This is a genomic window from Tundrisphaera lichenicola (genome assembly GCF_051175385.1).
Lineage (GTDB): Bacteria > Planctomycetota > Planctomycetia > Isosphaerales > Isosphaeraceae > Tundrisphaera > Tundrisphaera lichenicola.
Genome location: NZ_CP195106.1, coordinates 429,665 through 453,741 on the forward strand (window position 1 = coordinate 429,665; position 24,077 = coordinate 453,741).

The 24,077-nt window shown below is 67.1% G+C and carries 18 protein-coding genes; 6 read left to right on the forward strand and 12 right to left on the reverse strand.

Annotation, left to right across the window (positions count from 1 at the left end):
* Positions 1–108 precede the first annotated feature (108 nt).
* Positions 109–1,200: a hypothetical protein gene (locus tag P12x_RS01750; RefSeq protein WP_435009100.1), complete on the forward strand. Its 1,092-nt coding sequence runs from the start codon at positions 109–111 to the stop codon at positions 1,198–1,200.
* Between the two features lie 4 nt (positions 1,201–1,204).
* Here the strand turns inward: P12x_RS01750 and P12x_RS01755 are convergent, their stop codons facing one another.
* Both P12x_RS01755 and P12x_RS01760 read right to left on the reverse strand, forming a co-directional pair.
* On the reverse strand, positions 1,205–2,515 hold the full coding sequence (locus P12x_RS01755) for a hypothetical protein (protein ID WP_435009101.1): 1,311 nt from the start codon (positions 2,513–2,515) through the stop codon (positions 1,205–1,207).
* A 326-nt stretch (positions 2,516–2,841) separates the two neighbouring features.
* The gene (locus tag P12x_RS01760) at positions 2,842–3,723 is read right to left on the reverse strand and encodes a sigma-70 family RNA polymerase sigma factor (RefSeq protein WP_435009102.1); all 882 of its coding nucleotides are present in this window, start codon (positions 3,721–3,723) and stop codon (positions 2,842–2,844) included.
* A 587-nt stretch (positions 3,724–4,310) separates the two neighbouring features.
* Here P12x_RS01760 and P12x_RS01765 point away from each other — a divergent pair.
* Positions 4,311–4,919 carry an RNA polymerase sigma factor gene (locus P12x_RS01765; protein ID WP_435009103.1) on the forward strand — a complete coding sequence of 203 codons (609 nt, stop codon included), beginning with the start codon at positions 4,311–4,313 and terminating at the stop codon, positions 4,917–4,919.
* Positions 4,910–8,041 (forward strand): protein kinase domain-containing protein, encoded by a 3,132-nt coding sequence (locus tag P12x_RS01770; RefSeq protein WP_435009104.1) that lies wholly within the window; start codon positions 4,910–4,912, stop codon positions 8,039–8,041. The genes P12x_RS01765 and P12x_RS01770 overlap by 10 nt, the downstream gene beginning before the upstream one ends.
* 96 nt (positions 8,042–8,137) lie before the next feature.
* Here the strand turns inward: P12x_RS01770 and P12x_RS01775 are convergent, their stop codons facing one another.
* Positions 8,138–8,428 carry a hypothetical protein gene (locus P12x_RS01775; RefSeq protein ID WP_435009105.1) on the reverse strand — a complete coding sequence of 97 codons (291 nt, stop codon included), beginning with the start codon at positions 8,426–8,428 and terminating at the stop codon, positions 8,138–8,140.
* A 208-nt stretch (positions 8,429–8,636) separates the two neighbouring features.
* A complete protein-coding gene (locus P12x_RS01780) occupies positions 8,637–9,242 on the reverse strand; it encodes a PSP1 C-terminal domain-containing protein (RefSeq protein WP_435009106.1) in 606 nt (201 codons plus the stop codon).
* Positions 9,243–9,510: 268 nt separating this feature from the next.
* Between P12x_RS01780 and P12x_RS01785 the strand changes: the two genes are divergently transcribed.
* A complete protein-coding gene (locus tag P12x_RS01785) occupies positions 9,511–11,637 on the forward strand; it encodes a heavy metal translocating P-type ATPase (RefSeq protein WP_435009107.1) in 2,127 nt (708 codons plus the stop codon).
* A 499-nt stretch (positions 11,638–12,136) separates the two neighbouring features.
* Positions 12,137–14,611 carry a DUF1549 domain-containing protein gene (locus tag P12x_RS01790; protein WP_435009108.1) on the forward strand — a complete coding sequence of 825 codons (2,475 nt, stop codon included), beginning with the start codon at positions 12,137–12,139 and terminating at the stop codon, positions 14,609–14,611.
* A 109-nt stretch (positions 14,612–14,720) separates the two neighbouring features.
* Here the strand turns inward: P12x_RS01790 and P12x_RS01795 are convergent, their stop codons facing one another.
* The 5 genes from P12x_RS01795 to P12x_RS01815 form a co-directional block, all read right to left on the reverse strand.
* Entirely contained in the window at positions 14,721–16,310 is a 1,590-nt protein-coding gene (locus P12x_RS01795; RefSeq protein WP_435009109.1) for an alkaline phosphatase D family protein, read from the reverse strand.
* A gap of 194 nt (positions 16,311–16,504) precedes the next feature.
* Complete coding sequence (locus P12x_RS01800; RefSeq protein WP_435009110.1) at positions 16,505–17,986, reverse strand: sensor histidine kinase; 1,482 nt, start codon at positions 17,984–17,986, stop codon at positions 16,505–16,507.
* Positions 17,983–18,672: a response regulator transcription factor gene (locus tag P12x_RS01805; protein ID WP_435009111.1), complete on the reverse strand. Its 690-nt coding sequence runs from the start codon at positions 18,670–18,672 to the stop codon at positions 17,983–17,985. Before P12x_RS01805 ends, P12x_RS01800 begins: the two co-directional genes overlap by 4 nt.
* A gap of 67 nt (positions 18,673–18,739) precedes the next feature.
* Positions 18,740–18,997: a hypothetical protein gene (locus tag P12x_RS01810; protein WP_435009112.1), complete on the reverse strand. Its 258-nt coding sequence runs from the start codon at positions 18,995–18,997 to the stop codon at positions 18,740–18,742.
* Positions 18,998–19,030: 33 nt separating this feature from the next.
* Positions 19,031–19,279 carry a hypothetical protein gene (locus P12x_RS01815; RefSeq protein ID WP_435009113.1) on the reverse strand — a complete coding sequence of 83 codons (249 nt, stop codon included), beginning with the start codon at positions 19,277–19,279 and terminating at the stop codon, positions 19,031–19,033.
* A gap of 175 nt (positions 19,280–19,454) precedes the next feature.
* On the opposite strand from P12x_RS01815, the gene P12x_RS01820 reads away from it, so the two are divergent.
* Positions 19,455–21,707: a family 16 glycoside hydrolase gene (locus P12x_RS01820; RefSeq protein ID WP_435009114.1), complete on the forward strand. Its 2,253-nt coding sequence runs from the start codon at positions 19,455–19,457 to the stop codon at positions 21,705–21,707.
* 63 nt (positions 21,708–21,770) lie between these two features.
* Here P12x_RS01820 and P12x_RS01825 read toward each other — a convergent pair whose 3' ends face one another.
* From P12x_RS01825 to P12x_RS01835, 3 genes are read right to left on the reverse strand one after another with little or no spacing between them, the layout of a single operon-like run.
* Positions 21,771–23,276: an SDR family oxidoreductase gene (locus P12x_RS01825; RefSeq protein WP_435009115.1), complete on the reverse strand. Its 1,506-nt coding sequence runs from the start codon at positions 23,274–23,276 to the stop codon at positions 21,771–21,773.
* Between the two features lie 12 nt (positions 23,277–23,288).
* Positions 23,289–23,639 carry a hypothetical protein gene (locus P12x_RS01830; RefSeq protein ID WP_435009116.1) on the reverse strand — a complete coding sequence of 117 codons (351 nt, stop codon included), beginning with the start codon at positions 23,637–23,639 and terminating at the stop codon, positions 23,289–23,291.
* 5 nt (positions 23,640–23,644) lie between these two features.
* Positions 23,645–23,854, reverse strand: a complete 210-nt coding sequence (locus tag P12x_RS01835; RefSeq protein WP_435009117.1) for a hypothetical protein — start codon at positions 23,852–23,854, stop codon at positions 23,645–23,647.
* Between the last annotated feature and the right edge of the window lie 223 nt (positions 23,855–24,077).

Sequence of the window (24,077 nt, forward strand, 5' to 3'; positions counted from 1 at the left end):
GTAAAATCATGATCCGCCCGGCGGGCTTGCCATGATCCTGGGAAACCACCTCATATTGTGCGAGAGTCAAATGATCATGGACAGGTCTCAACCGAGGTTCAGGGCGTGATGGACGAGAAAGGCCCTAGTCAGCCCGAGGCCCAGAGTCTGGCCGGTCGCCTGGCCTCGCTCGACCAGTTCCGCGGCTACACCGTCGTCGGTATGTTGCTGGTGAACTTCCTGGGCGGCTACCAGGTCGTCCCCGCCGTCTTGAAGCATCACAATACTTATTGCAGTTACGCCGATACGATCATGCCGCAGTTCTTCTTCGCGGTCGGATTCGCCTACCGGTTGACGTTCCTCCGGAGAGTTTCCAGCATCGGGATCCGGGCGGCGTCGGTGGCGGTGTTCCGGCGGAATCTCGGGCTGATCTTGCTGGGCTTCGTCCTGTACCACCTCGATGGCAATTTCAAGACCTGGGAGGAAGTCAGGAGTCTGGGCTTCGCCGGTTTTGCGTCGATGGCGTTCCAGCGATCCGTCTTCCAGACGCTCGTGCACATCGCGCTGGCCTCGATCTGGGTGCTCCCTGTGATCGCCTCCGGCCCCCTGGTTCGAGTCGCCTTCCTGATCGCGTCGGCCGGGCTGCACCTCGGGCTTTCGCGCTGGTTCTATTTCGATTGGGCCTGGAACCGTCCGGTCATTGACGGGGGACCGGCCGGATTCCTGACTTGGTCGATCCCGCTTTTGATCGGTTCGCTCGCATTCGACGTCGTCTCGAAGCGAGGGAAAGGCGGTGTCTGGATTCTCGTCGGCTGGTCGGTCGCATTGATGGGCGTGGGCCAGGCCCTGTCGAGTCTGGCCGGTCCCTCCGTCCCCTGGCCATTCGTCCCGCCAGTCGGGCCGGTGGGACTCTGGTCGATGAGCCAGCGAACCGGGAGCGTCTCCTATCTGACCTTCGCGGCCGGATTCTCCCTCGCGACTTACGCCCTGTTCGTCGTGCTCTGCGATCGATGGAATTTCCAATCGCCCATCTTCCGGGCCTTCGGCCGGAATGCCCTGGCCGCATATGTCCTGCATGGCCTGGTCGCCGGCGCGATCAAGCCCTTCGTCCCGGGAGACTCGCCCGGATGGTTCGTCGCGGCGGGATTCCTCGCCTATTTCGCGATCAATCTCCTGTTCGTCAGGGGCATGGAGAAAGATGGCCTTTATTTGAGAATGTGAAGGATCACGCCCGCGACTCGACATCCGCCGATTCCCACCTCGACAGGCCCGCCGCGGCCCAGAGACCCATCAGGGGTTCGATGGGCAGGTGGAATCTCGCCGAGACGATCGTCAGGGCGTGGAAGGTCGCGATCAGGGCGGCCGTGAGCAGGGTCGGCCCGAGGCGTCGCCGGATCTCCGGCCTGGCCAGGATCAGGCCGAGGGCCGCCAGGGCGGTCAGTCCGAGGTGGCTGGCCCGGTAGATCAGGCTCCGGGTCTTGGGGTTGGTCTCGTCGAAGAGGAGGAAGTAGCGGAGCCGACGGAGGCAGAGCCGGGGATAGCGGCCGGGCTCGTCGCGGAGTTCGGCTAGGGCCCGACGGAAGAGCTTCCGCGAGCGCTCGGGCTCGGAGACCGACCCGAGTTCCCGGTAGTCCTCCTGGGTCAGGGCGATGTCGTCGATATATCCCGCGGCGTGCCGGGCCTTCCAGAGCGACTCATTCCACTCGCGGAGCCCCCCCGGCTTGCGGGCCAGGGCCTCCTCGACCGAGGCCCGGACGACCTTGTCGGTCCCCCGGCTCAGGGCGATGTTCCCTTGCCAGAAGGCGTAACCGAACGAACTCTTGATCGGCACGAACTCGCCGTGGACCCGGGCATTCCGGATCATCCAAGGCGCGATGCAGAGGGCGGCCGTCACCCCGACCAACCCGACCGGGCGGATCGAGCGCCGGAACCCCTGGCCGATCGCGATCGCCCAGGCCATTCCCGGCGCGACCAGGCCCAGGATCGGGTCGGACAGGGCCAGCAGGCCGAGGAAAATCCCCGCGAAGACCGAGTCGCGTACCAGACCCGTCCGTCCCGCCCGATAGGCCCAGGCCAGGCAGGCCGCCAGGAGCGTGGCCGCCAGGGAAACCACCTGGACATGCGTGGCCGAGTAGACCAGCGTCGGGTGCAAGGCCGCGATCAGGCCGGCCCCGGACGCGACCCAAGGTCGTCGAGGGGCCAACTCGACCGCGAGCATGACCACGAATCCGACCATCAGGCCACCGAGAACGGCCTGGCCCAGTTCCAGGATCAGGAGCGATCGAGCGGTCCCGACGCCGCTGATCGCGTAGGCTCCCGCCACCAGTGTCGGGTAGAGTGGTGCCTGTTGCGAGGTCGGCCCGTCCGCGCCGAGGAAGTGGACCGAGAACCCTCGGCCCGCCAGCAGGTTGGCCGCGATCTCGCCGTGCTCATAGGTGCTGTGTGGGACCGTGTGGCTCTGGAGGACCAGGACCGCGGCCGCTCTCGAAACGATGGCCAGCGAGATCAGGGCGATCAGGACGCGGCGATCGGGCATCCCTGCCGACTCCCCCGGGAAATCCGCCGGGAGGACCGGGGCCATCCTGGTCGATCTCCCTGCCGAGGCCGGGATTGTGGCCGGGTCGCCGCGATCCGGTCAACCCCCAGTTCCGGAGGCCGCGCCGGAGAATCCTCGAATGGGCCGGGCCTCACGCCTCGGCGACCGGGTTCCTCGTCGAACCATCTCCCACTAGCGGAATGCCTACCCCTGACTCAATTGGGATCGATTGGCCGCATCGCCCTGATCGAGGCCCTTCCCTTCGACAATCACCGTCGAGGTCGATCTGATCTCGCAAGCCCCAAGAGGACTGGGCTACTGGAACTTCAGGCCGTCTGGTAGGCGACGGCCAGGGGCAGGGGGCGGCGGCGCTGGCGTTGGGCCGGGGAGGCGGGAGGGTTGTCGTCCATCTTCTTGATGGCGCGGACCTCGATCTTGCGGACCCACTCGCGAGTCACCCCGAGGCGTCGCCCAACTTCTTTGAGGGTCATGGGGTTGTCGCCATTGAGGCCGAATCGGAGTGTGATGATGGTCCGCTCGCGATCGTCGAGCCGGTCGAGCCGACCGAGGAGTTCGCGGCGTTCGTCGGCGGCCTCGAGCGCGGCATCGGGACCATCTCGGTCGTCGCTGGCCTCGTCGGGCGACCAGCCGTTCTCGTCGTCGCCTCCCTCCAGGCGAAGCTGGCTGGCCTGGCGAGCCCGCTCGACCAGGACGCGCTGGGCGTCGGTCAGGCCCAGGGTGACGGCGATCTCATCGAAGGTCGGAGTCCGCCCGAGTTCTCGAGACAGGGCCCGCTCGGCCTTGCGCCACTTCGAGAGGAGGGTCACCATGTGGGCCGGCAGGCGGATGGTGGCGGTGGTGTTGGTCAGGGCGTGGCGGATCGCCTGCTTGATCCAGTAGCTGGCGTAGGTGCTGAACCGGGTGCCGAAATTCGGGTCGAATTCCTCGGAGGCGCGGATCAGGCCCAGGTTCCCCTCGCCGATCAGGTCCTCCAGGGTCATCCCTCGACCGGTGTAATCACGTGCGATCTTCACGACGAGCCGGAGATTGGCCCGGATCATCCGGGATCGGGCGTCGCGGTCTCCGGCGGCGATGGCCCCGGCCAGCTCGCACTCCTCGGTGGCGGTCAACAGCGTATCCTTGCGGATCTCGCGGAGATAGAGATCCATGCAACCGGCGTCACTGCCCTGAGCGTCGATCCGGGTCATCGGTGTAGGCTCCTGTTCCGCGAGCTTGTCCCCCGAACATTGGGGGCATCCAACGACGGAACCGACGGGGACCAGGGCCATCCGCACCGAGCCGACCCGGTCGCGACAGCAAGTCGCAACCCTCCCGGCCCTTTTAATCCTAAGTTGGTGCGTATGGCTCTTGGTGGGACCTTCGGAGGGCCCCGGGGTGATCTCCCGGCAAGCCCAGCTCTCGTCGTCAACAAGCTGGTTGAGAACGGGGCGAAAATCCGGCGCTCTTTTTTTTAAAATTCAGGATTGACCCGAAAAATGTCCTAACATAGCTCGGCGAAGCCTCTCGTCGGTCTCCGCCGCATTGTCCCTCGCGGCCGTGTTCGATCTAAGGGATGGACCCGATGCCAAAAAACCAATCGGTCGACGATTATTCCTTCGCAAAGAAGTTGGCTTCGGCTATAATAATGTTCGCCTTGAAGCCTTCTTTACCGTATCCAAGGGATAGTTCACTCCCCGGGCGGTCTGACGACGAGGACGTCGTCGAGCATCTCTCCAGTCCTGGCGACTTCGAGAACCCTGCGGGCGGTGACCTCCCAGGTCCGAGGGACACGGTGATGGACGACGTCGACTTCGCCGATCTGATCGGACGCGCCAGGGCGGGTGAAGGCGCGGCGATCTCCGCTATCCTGAGCCAGTTCGAGCCCGAAGTCCGGACGATGGTCCGGGTGCGGCTCCCTCGGGCCCTCCGCAATCAGTTCGACTCGATGGATTTCGTCCAGGCGATCTGGACCAGCGTCTTCACGGGCAAGGCAGATGAGTGCGTCGAGTTCGCCGATGCCCACCATTTTCGCGGATACCTGGCCGGGGTGGCCCGGAACAAGGTCTTCGAGGAACATCGACGGCTGACCAGGACCAAGAAATACGACCTCGGTCGCGAGGAGCGGCTGTACGTCCGCAAGGGAGAACGCGAGGTCCCGCGCGAGGTCGCGGCCCCGGACCCATCGGCGAGCGAGACGTTCCAGGCTCGCGATCGGTTCGGCCAGTTGACCGAGGGGCGATCCGCCGACGAGGTGAAGATCGTCGAACTCCGTCGCCAGGGCCTGACCTTCGAGGAGATCGCGAAGAAACTCGAGATCGGTGAGCGGTCGGTCCGTCGGGTGATCGAGTCGATTCGCGAACGGGATGCGATTCGAGCACGGATGGAGAATCGGCAATGGCGATGAATCCCCGAATTCGCCGACATCGCGCCCCGGTTCATCGGCACTGGTCGGGCCCCCGCCCGACGGCCTCGACCGACCCGAGGCGAGCCCGCCGACGCCCCCCCGCACCGACTCCTCCGCCGAGCGAGGCCGGCACGACCGCGACGCTCGATACGATCCTCGACGAGTTCACCAGGAGCTGGGAGCGGGGCGATCATCCCCAGGCCGAGAAATTCCTCGGCCTCCTCGCGCCGGCGGACTCCGCCGAGCTGATCTATCACGAATACTGCCTGGCCGAGGCGTCGGATCTCGAACCCGACCCGACCGAGTACCTCCGTCGCTTCCCCGAGCAGGCCGACGCGCTGAATCGACTCTTCTCGCTCCACGGTGCCCTGCCGGCCTCGATGCTCCGCGCCTGGGCCGAGCCGGCCGACCTCCCCTCGGCCGGCGACGAGATCGGGCCTTATTCGCTGACCCGGGAACTGGGCCGGGGGGCCTTCGCTCGCGTCTTCCTGGCCGAACAGGCCGATCTCGACAATCGCCAGGTGGTCGTCAAGGTCTCGACCCGCGCCACCGCCGAGCCGAGGCTGCTGGCCCGGGCCAGGCACGCCCACATCGTCGAGGTCCTCCGCCATGCCGTCGCCGACGACGGGGCGCTCCACCTGGTCTGCATGCCCTTCCTGGGCGGGGCGACCCTGGCCTCGGTCCTCGAACGTCGCCGATCGATCGGCCGTGCAGCCCGGTCCGGCAAGGATCTCCTGTCCGACCTCGATCGCGTCGCCGCCCCGGAGTATCCCGCATCGGGGATGTCTCGTCCTGCCCGCGAGATTCTGGCCGACATCTCGTATCCCAAGGCGATCGCCTGGATCGTCGCCCGGCTGGCCGAGGCCCTCGACCATGCCCACCGACGAGGCGTAGCCCACGGCGATCTGAAGCCTTCGAACGTCCTGCTGACGGCCGAGGCGACGCCGATGCTCTTCGACTTCAACCTGGCCGTCGACTGGCACGGGATCGGCCGGGGCGAGCCGGCCTCCGACGCCGGGGGGACGCTGGCCTACATGGCCCCCGAGCGGCTCCACGCCATCGCCCGCGGGCCGGACGAAGTGGGAGGTCGCCCCATCGATCTTCACCGGGCCGACCTTTACGGGATGGGCCTGGTCCTCCTTGAGTCTTTGACCGGTCGGGGCCCCGAGGTCCCTCGCCCGACGGGGGGGAGCCCCCGCGATTCGGCCGAGGCCCTGGCACGATCCCGCCGCGACCTCCCCGGGCCGCTCCGAGGTCGAGGCCGGCACTCGATCCCGCCGACGCTCCGCTCGATCCTGGCGAAATGCCTGGCGCCGGACCCCGCCGACCGCTACGCCCGGGGCGTCGAGCTGGCCCAGGACCTCGACTGCTGGCGGGAAGATCGTCCGCTCGTCTTCGCCGATGAGACGCGGGAAGCAGCCCTGGCCCGACGAGTCCGGCGTGGTCGACGTGTCCTGGCCGCCGGGCTCCTGTCCCTGGCCGCGAGCCTGGCGGTCGGGGGCTTCGCGACGATGATCTTCATGGGCTCCAAACGCGATCAGGCCAGCGCCCGATGGTCGATGATCCCCGGCGGGAGCGACCCGGATATCTTCCCCTCTCGCCTTCTCGGAAACTGGCAGGATCGCCCCGGTGATCCCGCCGAGATCGCGGGCCGGCTACTCTCCTGGTACGGCGTCGAGGCCGATCCCGACTGGCGGAATCGGGCTGACGTCGCCTGGCTACCCGAGAGAGAGCACGCCGAGAACGAGGCCTGGCTCGACGAGCAGGTGCTCCGACTGGCCATGGCGCTGGGCGATCGCCCGGATTCTCCCGGAGACTGGAAGCGGGCGCTGGGCCTCCTGGAGCAGAATGTCGCCCGGAAGCCACTGGCGGCGTTCCGGGCCGAGATCCGGTCGCTGCGTTCCAAGCTTGGCCTGCCCGATCCCGGGCCGCGCCCGGCCGACGTCCCCCGACCTCCCCGATGGCTGGACGATTACCTTCAAGGCGTCGCGTCCGAACGGCTCCACGCCCGGGAGGCGGGCGAACATTATGGCGACGTCCTTCGCGCTCGCCCCGATCACTTCTGGGCCCACTATCGCGCCGCCGTTGTCGCATGCCGGATCGACGACTATCCCGAAGCGGAGCGGCACATTCGCCGGTGCATCGCCCAAAGGCCCGACAATCCGGCCCTCCACGTCCATCTGGCAAGCCTGCTCTTCAAGCAAGATCGGGATACGGCCCGATCCGGACGAGACCAGAGCTTCGCCGAGGCCATCGCCGAGTGCGACAACGCGCTCGACCTCAACCCCGACTTCGCCGAGGCCAACTTCACCAGGGCGGTCATCCTCCATACCGCCGGCCAGGCCCGGAGCGTCGAGTCCGACGTCAATCGGTTCAAACTCCTGACGAAATCCCACGGCCCCGCTGCCTCACTGATGCATCGCGTGAGGATCATGGCCCATTACGGGTCGAATCGCGTTATCGATGTCCCCGAGGTCGAATCCCTCACAAGGCAGGCCCTTGATGCCAACCGCTATGACGGCGACGCCCGCGCGACCCTCGCCCACGCCCTGTTCATGAGCGGCCGTCACTCCGAGGCACTCGCCGAATACGATCGCGTGATCGCTGCGAATCCCGATCACCTCAAGGCACGCTATCAGCGAGGCTTGCTAGTCCGACTGGGAGACGTCCGAGCCTCGACCGATGTCTTCGCCGCCTTGATCGCCCATCCTCGCTTCGAGGAATTGCTCCGCGAGGAGCCGACCGCGATCCGTTCCTTCCATTACGTCGCTCATGACCTCGCCGAGCAAGGCAGGGCCGACGAAGCGATGCAACTGGCCCAACAGAGCCTCGCACTCGTCAACCGGTCCCGGGCACTCCGGGATGAGGCCCTCGTTTCGGGAGACATGAGGAATCGGCACGAACTCGCCCCTCGGGGCGAGACCTATTACCTGATGGCCCGGATTCTCGCGTCGGCCGCCCGGTCCGATCCCGGCCAACTCCTTCAGGTCGCCGAGCACCTCGAACGGGCGTTTCAGGTCCATCCCATGTTCCGGGATGATTGGTTCGCGAAGGACCGGAAGTTCGAGGGTCTTCGGGGAGAGATCCTCGACCGGATCCGAGAGAAGCCCGTCCGATTTTGAACTCGTCCCGATCGATTCGTAGGCGCAATTAAGAGGGCCTTCCGGATCGATCCGATCCGGAAGGCCCCGATCATCCGACCTCGTTAATCGCTCGCTTTATGCAGGCTCGCTCGTGCCGCCCGAGCCGCTCGGGCTGGAGATCGGAGGCGTGCCGTCACCCGAAGGGGGAGCGGGGCTGGTCGGGGTGGTGGTGTCGATCGGTACCGGGTTGCTCGGGTCGGTCGGGATCGGGTCTTTCTTGACCACGGGGGGGGACGTGTTCGTGGTGGCGACTCGCGTCGTCGGGATATAAATTTCTGCCGCGACCGGGATGGCCACGATCCCCGAGGGGCTCAGCTTGCGTTCCAGGGCTTCGGGGGCGTAGCGGGGATTGTGGTGGCGACGCATGAGTTGTCCAAGCTCCGTGATTTTGATGTTGCAGTGCAGACCGCTCGTCCATCAAGATCAGGGATTTTGGTCCCGCTTAAGCACTCGATTTTTCGTTTTCGCAATTTTTCTTTGAAACTCGTCTTGACACTTTGGCGCAACATCGAACCCAGGCCCGCGATGGGGCCTTGGCTGTGAGATGATCTCGCCGGGGCGAGCCCGGACGAAATCAGCCCTCGGCGTGGACGCGGCGGCGTGAGGCGACGATGGCCTTGACCGCGCATCCGCCCGACTCCGTCCCGCATCCGCCCGATCCGCAACCCCCGGACGAACCGCAATCGCCACATCCGTGAGATTCGGGCTCGGGTTCGGGCTCGGCTTCGCTTTCCGGGACGTCGCGGCCGGCCGGTTCCAGGACGACGTCGAGCCCGCAGCGAGACCGGAGGGCCGCGACCAGACCGGAAGCGTCGAGACGATGAGGCCCGAGGTAATGGAGGACCGTCCGGCCCGGTTCGAGCAAGGGCTCGGCGTCGATCAACTCCAGCGGCCAATCTCCTTCATCGAAAATGGCCCGGCAGGCATCGAAATGCACGCGACGATCGAGCACGGCCTGGTTCGACCGTTCGAGATCGTCGGGGCCGGCCTGCCGGAGGATCGGGGCGAGCCCGGGCTCGGAATCCGGGGCAGGCGGGGCTTCGGCGAGGACTCGGCCCAGTTCGGCCCCCCGGTGGGTCCGGATCACCACCCACCGGCCCGGCTCGAAACTCTCGGAGTCGGTCGCGAAGCGGCCGACGGCATTGGCCAGGCCGTAACGAATCAGGTAGACGCGTCCCATGCGGCTCGCTCCGGGCGACCTGCGCGGCCGATTCGTGAGGAAATTGCGGGCGAATGGCGGGCCTCGCGCATCGGGCCGAATTCCCAGTCTAGAGCCCGCGATCCTCGGACGCAATCCGAAGCGCGGTCGTCGAGAAGATCGAGTCCGAGTTCTCGCAAGTTTCGATCGCGGCTATAATTTCGAGCGGACCGACTGGCGAGGCGACCGTTCCGGGAGCCTGGCGAGACGGCTCTGACCGAGGAAGATCGCCGCTCGAAGGATGCGCGACATGGGCCGAGCACGCTGCACGTTGAAAGTCCGAGGGTTGGACTGCCCGAACGAGGTTGCTCCGCTGCGCGCCGCCCTCGAAGGCGGCCCGGGGATCGGCAACCTTGGCTTCGACTTGATCCACGGGATGTTGACGATCGAGTATGACCCCGAGGCGACCGAACCCTCCGCACTGATCCGTCGGATTGCGGCACGCGCCGGCATGCAGGCCGAGTTGGCGGGCGCCCCCGAGCAGGCCGGGAGCTGGTGGTCGAGGCACGGGCGATGGGCCTCCACGGCGGCCTCGGGCCTATCGCTCCTGGTGGGCGTCCTGATCGATTGGGGGACGGCGAGCCCGAACGCTTCGACGATCGCGTATGCACTGGCCGTGGCCGCCGGTGGTCTGGACCTTGCCCCTCGGGCCTTCCGGAGCCTCCGGGGGTTTCGCCTGGATATCCACGTCCTGATGCTCTCCGCGATCCTGGGCGCGATCGCGCTGGGGCAGTGGGACGAGGCGGCGACGGTGGCCTTCCTGTTCGGGCTCTCCGAGGCGTTGGAGGCCCTGAGCGTCGACCGGGCTCGCCGGGCCGTCCGGGCCTTGCTGGAGGTCGCCCCCGAGAACGCCGAGGTGATCGGCCCGGATGGGGCCATCTCGATCGTGCCGGCCTCCGCGGTCCGGCCTGGGGACCGGGTCCGGGTCCGCTCCGGCGAGCGTGTCCCGGTGGACGGCCCGGTCGTCTCGGGACGCTCCAGCGTCGACCAGAAGGCGATCACCGGCGAGTCGGTCCCGGTCGTCCGCGAGGTGGGCGATGTCGTGTTTGCCGGATCGGTCAACGGCGAGGGGGCGCTGGAGGTCGAGGCGTCGGGCACGTTCGAGGATTCGCTGATCGCCAAGGTGGCCGAGCGGGTCCGCGAGGCCCAGGCGAGCCGAGCCCCGGTGGAGCGGACCGTCGAGCGATTCGCGGCCTGGTACACGCCGATGGTGGTCGCGATCTCACTGGCGGTGATGCTCGGGCCGCCCGCGGTCCGGCTCGGCTCGGGAAGTCCGGCGGAGTGGGCCACCTGGTTCGCCCGGGGCCTGGTGATCCTGGTGATTGCCTGCCCTTGCGCCCTGGTGATTGCCACGCCGGTGGCCCTGGCGTCGGCGCTGGCGTCGGCCAGTCGTCGGGGAGTCTTGCTCAAGGGAGGGCAGTTCCTGGAGGAGATGGGCCGGCTCCGGGTCCTGGCGTTCGACAAGACGGGGACCCTCACCCGGGGCGAGCCCGACGTGGTGGAAGTGGTCCCGACCGGCGACCGGGCCGATGCCGACGTCCTGAGGATCGCCGCGGCCCTGAGCGACCAGGGGGGGCATGTCCTGGGCCGGGCGATCTCGAAGCACGCCCGGACCTTGCGGCTTCAGGTCCCGACGGCCGATGGTTATCAGGCCACCCCCGGCCTGGGGGCCTCGGGGCGGGTCGGCTCGGAGCACTATCACATCGGGAGCCATCGCTACATCGACGAGTCGGGCTTCTGCCCGCCCGACTTCCACGCCCGACTGGGCCGCGCCGAGGGAGACGTGGGGACCTCGGTGGCCCTGATCACCGAGAGCGGCCCGATCGGCTGGATTCGACTGGCCGACCGGCCCCGGCCCGAGGCCGCCGCCGTGATCGCCGAGCTGGCCGCGCTCGGGATCGAGACGGTCATGCTGACCGGCGACAACCAGCCCACGGCCGCCGCGATGGCCCGCGAACTTGGGATCGTCGACCAGCGGTCCGGGCTCCTCCCGCTCGACAAGGCCCGCGCGATCACGGAGCTGAACGACCGACGAGGCCCGACCGGGATGGTCGGCGATGGCGTCAACGACGCCCCGGCCCTGGCCGCCGCGAGGGTCAGCGTCGCGCTCGGGGGGATCTCCAGCGCCTCGGCCCTGGAAACCGCCGACGTCGTCCTGATGGCCGACGACCTCGCCGCGCTCCCCTGGCTCGTCCGACTGGGCCGGGATACCCTCTCGCGGATCCGGCAGAACATCGCCCTGGCCCTGGGCTCGAAGGCCCTGGTCCTCGTCCTGGCCGTCTTCGGCCTGGCGACCCTCTGGATGGCCATCCTGGCCGATGTCGGGGTCAGTATCCTGGTGACGGCGAACGCCCTGAGGCTCCTCCGGCGAGCCTGACCCATCCCCTCCATGCGGCTTCAGATAGGTCGCCCGCGCCTTTCAAAAACGATGAGAATAATGCCCCGAGGAGGGGTGTCGAGCGTTGCGAAGGCCCATCATCCGCTCGTGATCCCGGTGGGTCTCGACGAGTTCACGCGTCCGGCTCGTCGACTTTCTCCAACAAATGTTGTAGGGTGGTATGGGTGGTCATCCTGTTCTTCCCGAAGTCTTGTTCCTCGAATCATCTTCGGTGAAGCGGGACTTCGAATCCTGGAACCGACGGGCTGATGGGTGGTTTTGAGGGTCTTCGACCTTGGGGAATCCTGGAACGGGAGATTTCCAGGTTTGACTTCGCTTCAAACATTCGTCAACATGGCGCGAAGCAATACCAACCGCTCCCGCCTGGTTTGACTGGAAAGTCCCCCGAGACCGCCCGACGAATGGGCCTGCCGACTGTCCGGGTCGCGAGGTACGACCTACCCTAGCCTACAACTACCCTCCCAAGGAGGACTGATCCATGCGCGTCCCTCGACGGATCCACTGGCTCGTCCTGTCGGCCGTCACGGCCCTGGGCCCGGCCCTTGCCCCGGCCTCCGACACGCCGGTCGACCCGATCGGATCGCCGGCGAAGGTCGCCATCGAGCCGGCTCAATCGACCCTGGTTGGCCAGCGGGCGACCCGCCAGTTGATCGCCTCGGCGACCGACCCCGACGGCTCGATGAGGGACCTGACCAGGGCCCTGACCTGGAGCAGTCTCGACCCGACCATCGCGACAGTCTCGCCCAAGGGACAGGTGGTCCCGGTGGGGAACGGCAAGGCCACCATTGTGGCTCGGGGGGGGAGCGTCGACGTCCAGGCGACGGTCGAGGTCTCGGGAATGGAGGCCGTCCGACCGGTCAGCTTCCGGAATGACGTGATTCCCGCGTTCAGCCAGGCCAATTGCAATATGGGCGCCTGCCACGGGACTCCCACCGGAAAGGGCGGGTTCCGCCTGAGCCTCCGGGGTTACCTCCCCGATCAAGATTTCACGATCCTGACCCGCGAGGCCGGCGGTCGGCGGATTAACGTCATGGCCGCCGAGTCGAGCATCCTGCTCCGCAAGCCGACCGGCGAGGTGGCCCACGAGGGCGGGCTTCGCCTGATCCGCAACTCGAAGTCCTACGAGTATCTCCGCGACTGGATGAAGGAAGGGGCGAAGGACGACCCCGCCGCCCCGCTCGCGGTGAAGCTCGAGATCCTCCCCGGTGCCCGGGTCCTGAACGCACCGGCCACGAGCCAGCAAGTCGCCGTGGTCGTGCACTACGCCGACGGGTCGTCACGCGACGTGACCCCGATCTGCTATTTCAACTCGTCCAGCCCAGAGATCGCCGACGTGGACGCCGACGGATACGTCGCGTTCAAGAACCGGGGCGAGGTCGCGATCATCGCCCACTACCTCGACCTCGTCGCCAATGTCCGCTTGACGCATCTGGTGGATGTCCCGGGCTTCCAGGTCGCCGAGGTTCCCCGGGATAACACGATCGACCAGACCGTCTTCGCCAAGCTGAACCGGATGAGGATCAGCCCGTCCGAGACCTGCACCGACAACGAGTTCATCCGACGGGCCACGCTCGACGCCCTGGGGATCCTGCCCAAGCCCGAGGAGGTCGAGGCCTTCCTGAACGACCCCTCGCCCGACCGTCGGGCCAGGCTGGTCGACCGGCTCCTGGGTCGCCCCGAGTTCGCCGACTTCTGGACCCTGAAGTTTGCCGACATCCTCCGGGCCAACGGACGACTGATCGAGACCAAGGGGACTCACGCGTTCAACCGCTGGATCCGCGAGAACCTCGAGCAGAACGTCCCGCTCGACCAGTTCGTCCGGGAACTCCTGACCGCCAATGGCTCGACCCTCCGGAACCCGGCCGCGAACTATTACCGGATCAGCCGCGACCCGGAGAACTCGACCGAGACCACCGCTCAGCTCTTCCTCGGCGTCCGGATCCAGTGCGCCAAGTGCCACAACCACCCTTTCGAGCGATGGACCCAGGATGATTATTACGGGTTCGCCGCCTTCTTCTCCCGGATCAAGCGGAAGCCCGGCAGCCTGCCCACCGATGAGGTGGTCTACGGGGGCGATTCGGGCGAGGTCCGCCAGCCCCGGACCGGCAAGGTGATGAAGCCCAAGGCCCTGGGAGGCCCGACCTTCGACGATTCGGGCTCGCCCGACCCGAACATGCTCGATCGTCGAGAGTCGCTGGCGAACTGGCTGACCGGCCCGGAGAATCCGTTCTTCGCCAAGAGCCTGGTCAACCGGGTCTGGTATCACCTGATGGGCCGGGGGATCGTCGAGCCGGTGGATGACTTCCGCGACTCGAACCCCGCCTCCAATGACGAGCTGCTCGACGGCCTGACCGCCGACTTCGTCAAGGGCGGGTTCAACCTCCGGGCTTTGGTCCGCTCGATCCTGGTGAGCCGGACTTATCAGCTCTCGTCGAAGACCAACGAGTTCAACGCGGCCGACAACCTCTACTTCTCGCACGCCGCGACCAAGCTCCTGCCCGCCGAGGTCCTGCTCGACGCGATCTCGTCGGTCACCGGCACCTCGACGCCGTTCGATGGCCTGCCCAAGGGGACGCGAGCCACCCAGATCCCCGACGGCAAGATGGAGAACCCGTTCCTCAAGACCTTCGGCCGACCGGCCCGCGAGTTGGCTTGCGAGTGCGAGCGAGAGAGCGACTCGAATCTCTCGCAAGCGTTGCAGCTCATCGGCGGTGCCACGGTCAACGGCAAGCTCCGCGACGACAACGGACGGATGGCCCGCCTGGCCAAGTCCGAGGCCACTCCCGAGCAGATCACCCGCGAGCTCTATCTCGTCGCCGTGGCCCGGGAACCCAACGCCACCGAGACCGCCGCCGCCGCCAAGCACCTCACCTCGTCCGCCGACCGACGCCAGGCCGTCGAGGACCTTGGTTGGGTCCTGATCAACTCCAAGGAATTCCTGTTCCGGCATTGAGCCGGGACGGCGCGGCGAAGCTCCGCCGACCAAGCGAGGCGTCCGGAAATCTCAGGAGGCCGGGGTTGCGAATCGTCGCAATCCCGGCCTTTCGCTTGAGGTCGGAACATCAGGCGTCCTGGACGCCGGGCTTGCCCGCCTCGACGACGAACGAGGCCTTGTTGATTGCCGGGGCTCCGGGCCTGGTGACGTCCTCGACCACGATGTAATCACTCCGCCAGGCGGTGGGCGTCACGGTGCATCGGACGTAGCCCCTCTGGGCGTTGAAGAACTTGAGGCCCGCGTTCTCGGCCTTCAGCGCCTCGAATCGTTTGGTCTCGCCGTTCCCGTTGCCCCCGCTGGAGATCGAGGTTCCGACGAACTCGGCGGCGACCACGGGCGTCTCGGCCTTCCGGTCGTCGACCCGGAGGTCGTTGACCCAGTTGGAGTGGATGTCGCCGGTCAGGACGACCGGGTTCAGGACCTTCCGGTCGGCGAGGAACTTCACCAGCTCCATCCGCTCGTGGGCGTAGCCCGGCCACTGGTCCATCGAGTAGCGGTCGTTCTCGTCCGGAGAGAGGTCGACCATCCCCATCATCACCTGCTGGGCCAGGACGTTCCAGGTCCCCGGCGAGGCCAGGAGCGACTCTTCGAGCCATCCTTTCTGCTCGGCCCCGAGCATGGTGTTCCTCGGATCCAGGGCATTCTCGTTGAGCTCGGCCCCCTTGTCGTCGTTGGGCTGGTCGGTCCGATACTGGCGGGTGTCGAGCACGAGCAGCTCGGCCAGTCGACCGTAGGAGGCCTTGCGGTAGAGCTGCATGTCGGGCCCTCGGGGGATCGAGCCGGCCCGGAGCGGCATGCTCTCGTAATAGGCCTGATAGGCGTTGGCCCGGCGGATCAGGAAGGCGACCGGATCGACCCCCGACTCCTCGGAAACAGCCCCCGCGCAGTTGTTGTCGAATTCGTGGTCGTCCCAGGTCACCAGCCAGGGGCATCGGGCGTGGGCCGCCTGGAGGAAGGGGTCGGCCCGGTACTGGGCGTGGCGGATCCGGTAATCATCCAGGCTGTTGATCTCCTCGCCCAGATGCTTGCGGACCTTCCCGTCCCGACCCCCGTATTCGTAGATGTAATCGCCGAGGTGGAGGATCAGGTCCAATTCATCCTTGGCCATGTGCTCGTAGGCAGTGAACAGGCCCTGCTCGTAGTTCTGGCAGGAGGCGAAGGCGAACCGGAGCGAGTCGGGTCGGGTCGACGCCCCGGGCAGGGTCCGGGTTCGGCCGATCCGGCTCTCGGCGTCCCCGGCGCGGAACCGGTACCAGTACCAACGGTCGGGCTCGAGCCCTTCGGCCTCGACGTGGACCGAGTGGCCGAGCTGTGGCGTGGCCACGGCGGTCCCCCGGCGGACGATCCGCTTCATGGACTCGTCGTCGGCGATCTCCCAGGTCACGTCGATCGCCTCGGGAGGGAGCCCGCCGCCGGGCTCGAAGGGCCGGGGAGCCAGCCGGGTCCAGAGGACGACCCCCGAACTGGTGGGGTCCCCCGAGGTGACGCCCAAGGTGAACGGGTCATCCCCGAGCGCGAACCGGCGCGAGATCGAGCCCATGGAACGGCCGGCGAGCCAGGGCAGGGAGGCCATCGCCGCCCCGGAGGCCAGGAACAACCGCCGGCTGACCTTGCCCTCGCGTCGGGCGGCCTCGCGAATTTCGTTGATTTCAAACATGAGTCGATGGTCCTGCGTGAGATCGTTGCCCGGATCGCCCCGGCGCCAGTGGTCGGATCATTTGCCGCATTTCTCCGGCATTTTCGCCGAGTTTGACCCCGCAGGCGAGCCATTGCCGCGAACTTTTCCGAGACTTCACGCGACCTTCGGCCCGTCTACACGATCGGCCCCGAGCCTCCTTCCAGCCACGCTGGTCAGATCGCGGCGGCCGTCCTCGACGGCTCGATCTCGCTCGCTTTCGCCCCCGGGAAGCGGATCACGAACCGGGTCCCGCGTCCGGGTTGACTCTCGACCTCGATCGACCCGCCGGAGGCGACCACGATCCGTCGGACGACCGAGAGGCCGAGCCCGACGCCGCCCCGGCCGAGCCGACGGGCCTGGGGGGAACGATAGAACGGGTCGAAGATGGAGGCAAGCTCGTCGTCCGTCATCCCCATCCCCGAGTCCTCGATCACGAGGTTCGTCAGGCCCGATTCCGAGCGGCAGGAGACGACGACCGGCGTCGACGGGTCGCTGTACTTCAGGGCGTTTTCCACGAGATTCTCCAGGAGCTGGGCCAGGAGCGAGGGGTGGGCACGGACCCATGCCGGATCATCGGGCACTTCGACGCGGAGGTCGGCGGCCCGGGGGTGATCCGACCAGCGCCCGAGCTGCTCGGGGACCCATGCGGTGAGGTCGATCGGCTCGCGATCGGGGGCCATCGCCTCGCTCTCTGTCCGGGCCAGGAACAGGAGGGCCTCGACGATCTGTCGGAGTCGTTCGGCCTCGCGATGGACCTGATCCAGGGCCTGCTCGTACTCCTCGGGCGGTCGAGGGCGGCGTCGGATGACCTCGACGAGATTCAGGAGGCCCGCGAGCGGGGTCCGGAGCTGGTGGGAGGCGTCGCCGGTGAACTGGCGTTGCCGTTCGAGCGTGGCGTGGAGTCGCCCCAGGAGTTCGTTGAAGGCCCGGCCGAGATCCTCCAACTCGTCGCCGGTCCCCGGGCTCGGGAGCCGGTAACCGCCGTCCGCCGCCGTCATCTCGCGGGCGGCCTTCGCCATCCGGGTCATGGGCGACAGCGCACTCCGGCAGAGTCGGCGACCGACGGCGGCGCAGAGCAGCCAGAGTGCCATCGAGACCCCCGCCAACGCGACGGCCAGGCGTCCCAGGCTCGACTTGATCGGGGCCGGCGAGAGCCCGACGGTCAGGACCAGCTCCGGGTATTCGACATCGTCCCCGGGATCGTCGTCTTCGGGATGGCCCTTGCCGATCTTCAAGAGTTCCGGCAAGCGGAGATGCCTCCGGGCGATCCACCAGTCGTCGAAGTCGCCGATCGAAGTCGCGTCGCCGGCCCGCTCGGGCAGTAATTTGGAGACGAAGGGCGGGGAAAATTCGCCGAAACGGATGTTCGGCGATTGGTCGATGAGGCCGCCGAGCCGGTCCTGGATGATCCACCGGACATCCTCGACCCCGGTGTCCATGCCGAGGGTCAATCGGCGGTCCTCCGGCTCCCACTCCAGGCCGTCGGTCTCCACGTCGACCGCCGCTTCCAGCGTGTCGAGGGCCTTCTCCAGCCGCTCGTCGATCTGACGGGTCAAGTAGGAGTGGCCGAGCAGGTAGAGGGCCCCGGAGAAGCCCAGGAGCACCACGGCCAGGGCCCCCAGGAAGAACAGCGAGAGGCGCGTCGATAGGTTCATGAGGCCGCTTCTCCGGGCTCGCCGAGGGCATAGCCCCGGCCTCGGAGCGTGAGGATGATCCTCCCGCCGTGGGCCTCGAGCTTGCGCCTCAACTCGAAGACGTGGACTTCCAGCGTGTTGGATAGGCCGTCGTAACGCTCCTCCCAGACGTGCTCGTAGATCCTCGTCCGCGAGAGGACCTGCCCGGGATGGCGGAGGAAGAAGACCAGCAGCCCATATTCCCTGGCCGTCAGGTCGAGGGGATGTCCGCCCCGCTCGGCCCTCTGGGTGGCCAGGTCGACCGCGACGTCGCGAAAGTGGAGCGTCGTGCCGGGCCGACCTTCGCCGCGGCGGAGCAGGGCCCGGACCCTGGCCAGCAGCTCGTCGAAGGCGTAAGGCTTGCACAGGTAGTCATCGGCGCCGCCATCCAGCCCGCGAACCCGGTCGGAGACCGCGTCCCTCGCCGTCAGGAACAGGACCGGAGTGTCGCGGTCGCGCTGGCGGAACCGGCGGAGGATCGTCAGGCCGTCCTGGGCCGGGAGCCACCAGTCGAGCAGCACGAGATCCCACGAGCCGGTTTGCAGGGCCGACCAGGCGGACTCCCCGTCGGCCGCCTGCTCGACGATGAATCCTTCCTCGCGGAGCCCGCGAGAGACGGAGGAGGAGATCAGATCATCGTCCTCGACCATCAAGATGCGAATCCCCATGGCATGATCCTACCCGAGTTCGGCCCGTCGTCCCGGATCATTCTACCTCGGAGCTTCGAAATCACCCTCACATCCATCGCCCCCGGCCCACCAAGGAGTAGGCGGCCTGGTCATCGGTCGCGGTCAGGCTCAAGACGGCCAGATCGTCCTGCGTCCCGCGGTCCTTCGCGATCAGGCCGAACCTCGCCAGGAGGTTGTTCCCCTCGGAGACGGCCCGAGCGTTGCGGCTCCATCGAATCGATTCTTCCCGATCGGTCGTTCTTGTCGAACACGTAAGTCGGGCGAGTTGTGGGGGGACAGGGCGATTTTTGCGGGTGCTGGTCATCGGAATTCCTCGATCGGTTCGGGACGATGTGCTTCAAAGATCGCGGAGGAGTCGGGGACGATGCGCGATCCGGGGGTCGATCCGGCCTCGCGAACGGATGCTCGACGGCGTGTCGTGCCCAATCCGGCAGGACCTGACTCGTCCGATGATCCAGCCGATAATCCGGCCGAGGGCCAGATCAAGGAGGGCCATCGCGTACAAAATGAGGAACCCTTCCGCGAGGCCGAGGCAGGCCCCCCGGAGGGCCGGTAGGATCAGGACTTCGATCGTCGATGAATTCATGACAAGCCTCCTCCAAGCTTCCCGATGGCGAATGCCGATCGGGTCGGAACATGGAGGAAGCTTAGGGAGTCAACCTTAAACCATCATGATCTCCGGATTAATTGCGGTTAACCTTGGAGTAAGTGTTGTTCTTGCAGGGGGTTGCGTTCCGGGCGGATGGCCGCGAGGACGCGAAATGAGCCTTCGGTCGCGCCCCCGGATCTTGCGGGATTCGGGTTTGCCCGGCTCGGCGGTTGCTCCCGAGCTGGGGGCCTGGCAGACTGGCGACGATGCCCAGCCGACCTCTCCCCGAGGAGTTTCTTCCATGAAGTGCCGACTCGCGATCGTGATCCTCAGCGTGGCGGGGCTCGCCGGCCCCGTGCTCGCCCAGTCCGCGGCGGAACGCGGGCAGACCGCCGCCTATGTGTCGGCGTTCCAGAATCCGGATGGCGGGTTCGCCGCGAAGCCCGGCCAGGCGTCGAGCCTGGGCTCAACCTCGTCGGCGATCCGGATCCTCGGGTATGTCGGCGGTTCGGTCCCGGATGTCCCGGGGGCCATCGCCTACGTCCGGTCGTGCCACGACCCGGCCTCCGGGGGGTTCGCCCCGACCCCGGGCGGCAAGCCCGACGTCGTGACCACGGCCATCGGCCTGATGGCGATCTCGGCCCTGAAGCTCGATCCCAAGCCTTACGAAGAAGGGGCGAACGCCTTCCTTTCGAGGAATGCCGGGACCTTCGAGGAGGTCCGGATGGCCGTCGCCGGACTCGAAGCGATCCGGGCGAACTCGCTGGACTTCCCCCGATGGTCCGAGCTGGTCAAGGAGGGGCAGAATCCCGACGGGACCTTCGGGACCGGCCCGGAGAAGGCCCGCGCGACCGGCTCCAGGGTCGTTGCGCTCCTGAGGATGGGCGTGACCCTGGAGGAGCCCCAGAAGGGCGCGATCCTGGCCGCGCTCCGACAGGGGCAGAGGCCCGACGGCGGGTGGTCGGAAGGGGACGGCCCGTCCGACCTGGGGTCCTCGTATCGGATCATGCGGGGCTTCTACATGCTCAAGGAGAAGCCCGACCTGAACCGGCTCCGGGGTTACATCGCCGGCCTTCGCCAGTCCGACGGCGGTTATGCCGCGAAACCCGGCGGGCCTTCCGAATTGAGCCCAACATATTACTGCTCGATCATGTCCTACTGGGCCCGGCAGCTCGACGGCGAGCCGGCCCTGATCGAGACCGCCGGATTCACTCCATTGTTCAACGGCAAGGACCTGACGGGGTGGGAGGGCGATCCCAACCTCTGGTCGGCACGCGACGGCGTGCTGGTGGGCGAATCGCCCGGGATCAAGGAGAATAACTTCCTGGCGACCGACGCGAGCTATGCTGACTTCATCCTCCAGTACTCGGTCCGCCTGACCGACAACGTCGGCAACAGCGGCGTGCAGTTCCGGAGCGTCCGGGTGCCGGGTCACGAGATGTCGGGCTACCAGGCCGATATCGGCGAGGGCTACTGGGGATGCCTCTACGACGAGTCGAGGCGGAATCGGATCCTCACCCAGGCCAACCCCAAGGCGATCGAAGGGCTCCATCTGGGGGACTGGAACCACGTGATGGTCCGAGCTATGGGCGACCACATCACGATCTCGCTGAACGGCGTGACCTCGGTCGACTACCGTGAAACCGACTCCGGGATCTCTTGTGAGGGGCGGATCGCCGTGCAGATTCACGCGGGCGGCCCGATGAAGGTCGAGTTCAAGGATGTCCTGATCCAGCCCCTGCCCATCGCGAAGGTTGACGATCAGCCTAACGCCCCCGGGTTCCACCTCCGGACGGTCAAGACCCCCTCGGGCGATCGGAAGTATTCGGTCTACGTCCCGACCGGCTACGACGGCTCGAAGGAGTACCCGGCCGTCCTGTTCCTCCACGGTTCGGGCGAGCGGGGCGATGATGGGATTCAAGGTGGGCAGATCGGCCTGGGGGCCGCGATCCTGGCGCATCCCGATCGGTTCCCGGCCATCGTCGTCTTGCCCCAGGCGTCGAAGACCTGGGCCGCCGACTCGGACGACGCCAAGGCCGCGCTCGCGGCGCTCGATGACGTGCAGGCGGCCTACAAGGTCGACAAGAGCCGGGTCGTCCTGACCGGCCTCTCTATGGGCGGGGCGGGAACCTGGTCGATCGCCGCGGCCCATCCCGACCGATTCGCGGCCCTCGTCCCGATCTGCGGACGGGGCGAGCCCGAAGACGCCTCGAAGATCAAGGGTCTGCCAACCTGGGTCGTCGTCGGCGACCGCGACCGGATCGAGACCGTCCGGAACGCCCGCGACATGGTCGCCGCACTCCGACCCGCCGGGGGCGATGTCCGGTACACCGAGTATCGCGAGGTCGGCCACAACAGCTGGGACCGGGCTTATGATGACCCGGCCCTGATCGGCTGGATGCTCCAGCAGCAACGCAAACCCTGAACCCCGGTTGATCCATGATCGATGGCCGATGAGTGATCGGGCGACGCGTTCACCGGCCATCGATCATCCCGGCCCGAGCGGGGCGGGCACGGGTCGAGGTTCGGCGTCCCGCTCGGCGGCCCGGACGATGTTCCGGGCCATCCCGCTGAAGACGAACCAGTGGAGCGGGAAGCAGGCATACCAGTAGAGCTTGCCCCAGAAGGGCGACGGTCTGAAATAGGCAGTCTGGATCAGCTCGGAGCGGTCTTCGCCGTCGGGCTCGACCCGGAATTCGAGCCAGGCGTCGCCCGGGACGATCATCTCGGCGTGGAGCAGGAGCCTCCGGCCGGGGACGACATCCTCGACCCTCCAGAAGTCGATCGCGTCGCCGATCCGGACCGAGACCGGGTCGCGACGCCCTCGGCGGACCCCGACGCCTCCGATCGCCCGGTCCATCCAGCCCCGGATCTCCCAGAGGAACTCGGCGTAGTACCAGCCGACGTCGCCGCCGATCCGTCGGACCTTGTCGAACAGCGCCAGGGCCGGGACCTCGGCGGTGAATCGCTGGACGTCCCGGATCGCATATTGTTCCAGTTCCAGGACGGGCAGTGTGATGTGATCGACCCGGTGGGGCAGGCTGGCGTTGGTCCATCGGGTCTCGACGGCGTTCTGGTTCACCTTGTCGAGGGCCCAACGGCAGGCGTCGTCGAAGCCGGTCCGGGGGATCGGCACCAGTTCCTGGATCTTGCCCTCCTCGCAGACCGTCTCGAAGGCCAGGCTCTCGATCAGGGCGAAGGCCAGGCCCGCGTTGACGGGGGTCATCAGGTTGACCCAGTAGGCCGAGAGCCGGGGCGTCAGGACCGGGACCGTGATGATCCACCTCCGATAGCCCAGGATCTCGGCGAATCGGGTCATCATCTGTCGGTAGGTCAGGATGTCCGGCCCGCCGATGTCGAAGGTCCCCCCGGCGGTCTCGGGGGTCTCCAGGACCCCGACCAGGTAGGCCAAAACGTCGCGGATCGCGATCGGCTGGGTCCGGGTCTCGACCCATCGCGGGCAGAGCATCACCGGGAGCTTGTGGACCAGGGCGCGGAGCATCTCGAACGAGGCACTACCGGAGCCGACGATCATCGCGGCCCGGAGTTCGGTCACGGGGACCTTGCCACTCCGGAGGACGTCGCCGACCTCGTGCCGGCTCTCCAGGTGGGGCGAGAGCTTCTCGGACCGGTGACCGAGCCCGCCGAGGTAGATGATCCGCCCGACCCCGGCTTCTTCGGCAGCGGTCGCGAAATTCTCGGCGGCGACCCGGTCTTGCTTCTCGAAGGTCTTCTCGCCCGCGAGCATGGAATGGACCAGGTAATAGGCGGCCTGGCATCCTTCCATCGCCGATCGGACGGAGGCCCGGTCGAGGACGTCCCCCCGGACGATCTCGACCCGAGGGTCGGCATCCCACGCCCGGCCCGAGAGCTTGCGGACGTCCCGGGCCAGGCATCGGATTCGATAGCCCTTGGCCAGGAGTTGCGGGACCAGCCGCCCGCCAATATATCCGCTGGCCCCGGTGATCAGGATCGGCTTGTCATCGACTGGCATCGGACGCTCCGGTCAATCGGCGGTCCGCCGGCGCGGGCCGGTCGGGCCGCCGACCTGGATTTCCATCGGCGCGAGCCCCAGGAGCTTCGAGGTAAGCCCGGCCCGCGCCCCGACCCCCAGTCGCCCGACGGCCCTCGAACCGATCCGGACCTCCAACCGGAGCCCGGCGGCATCGAGCCCCTCGTGAATCCGGCGGATCGCCCGACCTCGGGCGAGCCCCCCCGGCCATCGTTTGAGGAGCGAGTATCCGGCCCGGAAGCTGGGAAGCTCGACGACGATCGTCTCGCCCCGGGCCTCGACCCGGGCCGAGGTCCCGCCCATTTCCACCATCAGATCACCGACGACGTCGAGGGCGTTGGTCATGGGAATCAACCCTTCGAGGCGTCGCGGGTCCGGATCTTGAGGGCCCCGTTCATCACCCACTTGGCGTGAGTCGCGTCGGGTGCGGCACTGCTGGGGATCAGGACCTCGAAATTCTCGAAGTCATAGGTAATCTCCGCCCCTCGACCGGTCAAAGTATCATACAGCCCGATCGCCAGTTCCGGCCAGGTCTTGGTGTCGTTGGTCGCGGTGCTCATGGATGCGTCTCCAGGTGTTTCGAAGCCGATAAACTCGAGTGATCCGGGGTCGGGTGACCAAAGATTCTCGCGTTCAGACGAAGGAAAGCGTCGATTTAATCCAACGAAGGTATTGTAAGCGGCCGTGAAGGAGGGAGGGGCGTCGGCCCCGGTTTCGGGCGGGAGTGGCGGGGACCATGGCTCGAGCGACCGGGCTGGAACCGAGCCCGGTTCTCGAAAGGCC

Coding starts and splice junctions, on each gene's coding strand:
- P12x_RS01750 (WP_435009100.1), top strand. CDS start 109: ATGGACGAGAAAGGCCCTAGTCAGCCCGAGGCCCAGAGTCTGGCCGGT.
- P12x_RS01755 (WP_435009101.1), bottom strand. CDS start 2,515: ATGCCCGATCGCCGCGTCCTGATCGCCCTGATCTCGCTGGCCATCGTT.
- P12x_RS01760 (WP_435009102.1), bottom strand. CDS start 3,723: ATGACCCGGATCGACGCTCAGGGCAGTGACGCCGGTTGCATGGATCTC.
- P12x_RS01765 (WP_435009103.1), top strand. CDS start 4,311: ATGGACGACGTCGACTTCGCCGATCTGATCGGACGCGCCAGGGCGGGT.
- P12x_RS01770 (WP_435009104.1), top strand. CDS start 4,910: ATGGCGATGAATCCCCGAATTCGCCGACATCGCGCCCCGGTTCATCGG.
- P12x_RS01775 (WP_435009105.1), bottom strand. CDS start 8,428: ATGCGTCGCCACCACAATCCCCGCTACGCCCCCGAAGCCCTGGAACGC.
- P12x_RS01780 (WP_435009106.1), bottom strand. CDS start 9,242: ATGGGACGCGTCTACCTGATTCGTTACGGCCTGGCCAATGCCGTCGGC.
- P12x_RS01785 (WP_435009107.1), top strand. CDS start 9,511: ATGGGCCGAGCACGCTGCACGTTGAAAGTCCGAGGGTTGGACTGCCCG.
- P12x_RS01790 (WP_435009108.1), top strand. CDS start 12,137: ATGCGCGTCCCTCGACGGATCCACTGGCTCGTCCTGTCGGCCGTCACG.
- P12x_RS01795 (WP_435009109.1), bottom strand. CDS start 16,310: ATGTTTGAAATCAACGAAATTCGCGAGGCCGCCCGACGCGAGGGCAAG.
- P12x_RS01800 (WP_435009110.1), bottom strand. CDS start 17,986: ATGAACCTATCGACGCGCCTCTCGCTGTTCTTCCTGGGGGCCCTGGCC.
- P12x_RS01805 (WP_435009111.1), bottom strand. CDS start 18,672: ATGGGGATTCGCATCTTGATGGTCGAGGACGATGATCTGATCTCCTCC.
- P12x_RS01810 (WP_435009112.1), bottom strand. CDS start 18,997: ATGACCAGCACCCGCAAAAATCGCCCTGTCCCCCCACAACTCGCCCGA.
- P12x_RS01815 (WP_435009113.1), bottom strand. CDS start 19,279: ATGAATTCATCGACGATCGAAGTCCTGATCCTACCGGCCCTCCGGGGG.
- P12x_RS01820 (WP_435009114.1), top strand. CDS start 19,455: ATGAGCCTTCGGTCGCGCCCCCGGATCTTGCGGGATTCGGGTTTGCCC.
- P12x_RS01825 (WP_435009115.1), bottom strand. CDS start 23,276: ATGCCAGTCGATGACAAGCCGATCCTGATCACCGGGGCCAGCGGATAT.
- P12x_RS01830 (WP_435009116.1), bottom strand. CDS start 23,639: ATGACCAACGCCCTCGACGTCGTCGGTGATCTGATGGTGGAAATGGGC.
- P12x_RS01835 (WP_435009117.1), bottom strand. CDS start 23,854: ATGAGCACCGCGACCAACGACACCAAGACCTGGCCGGAACTGGCGATC.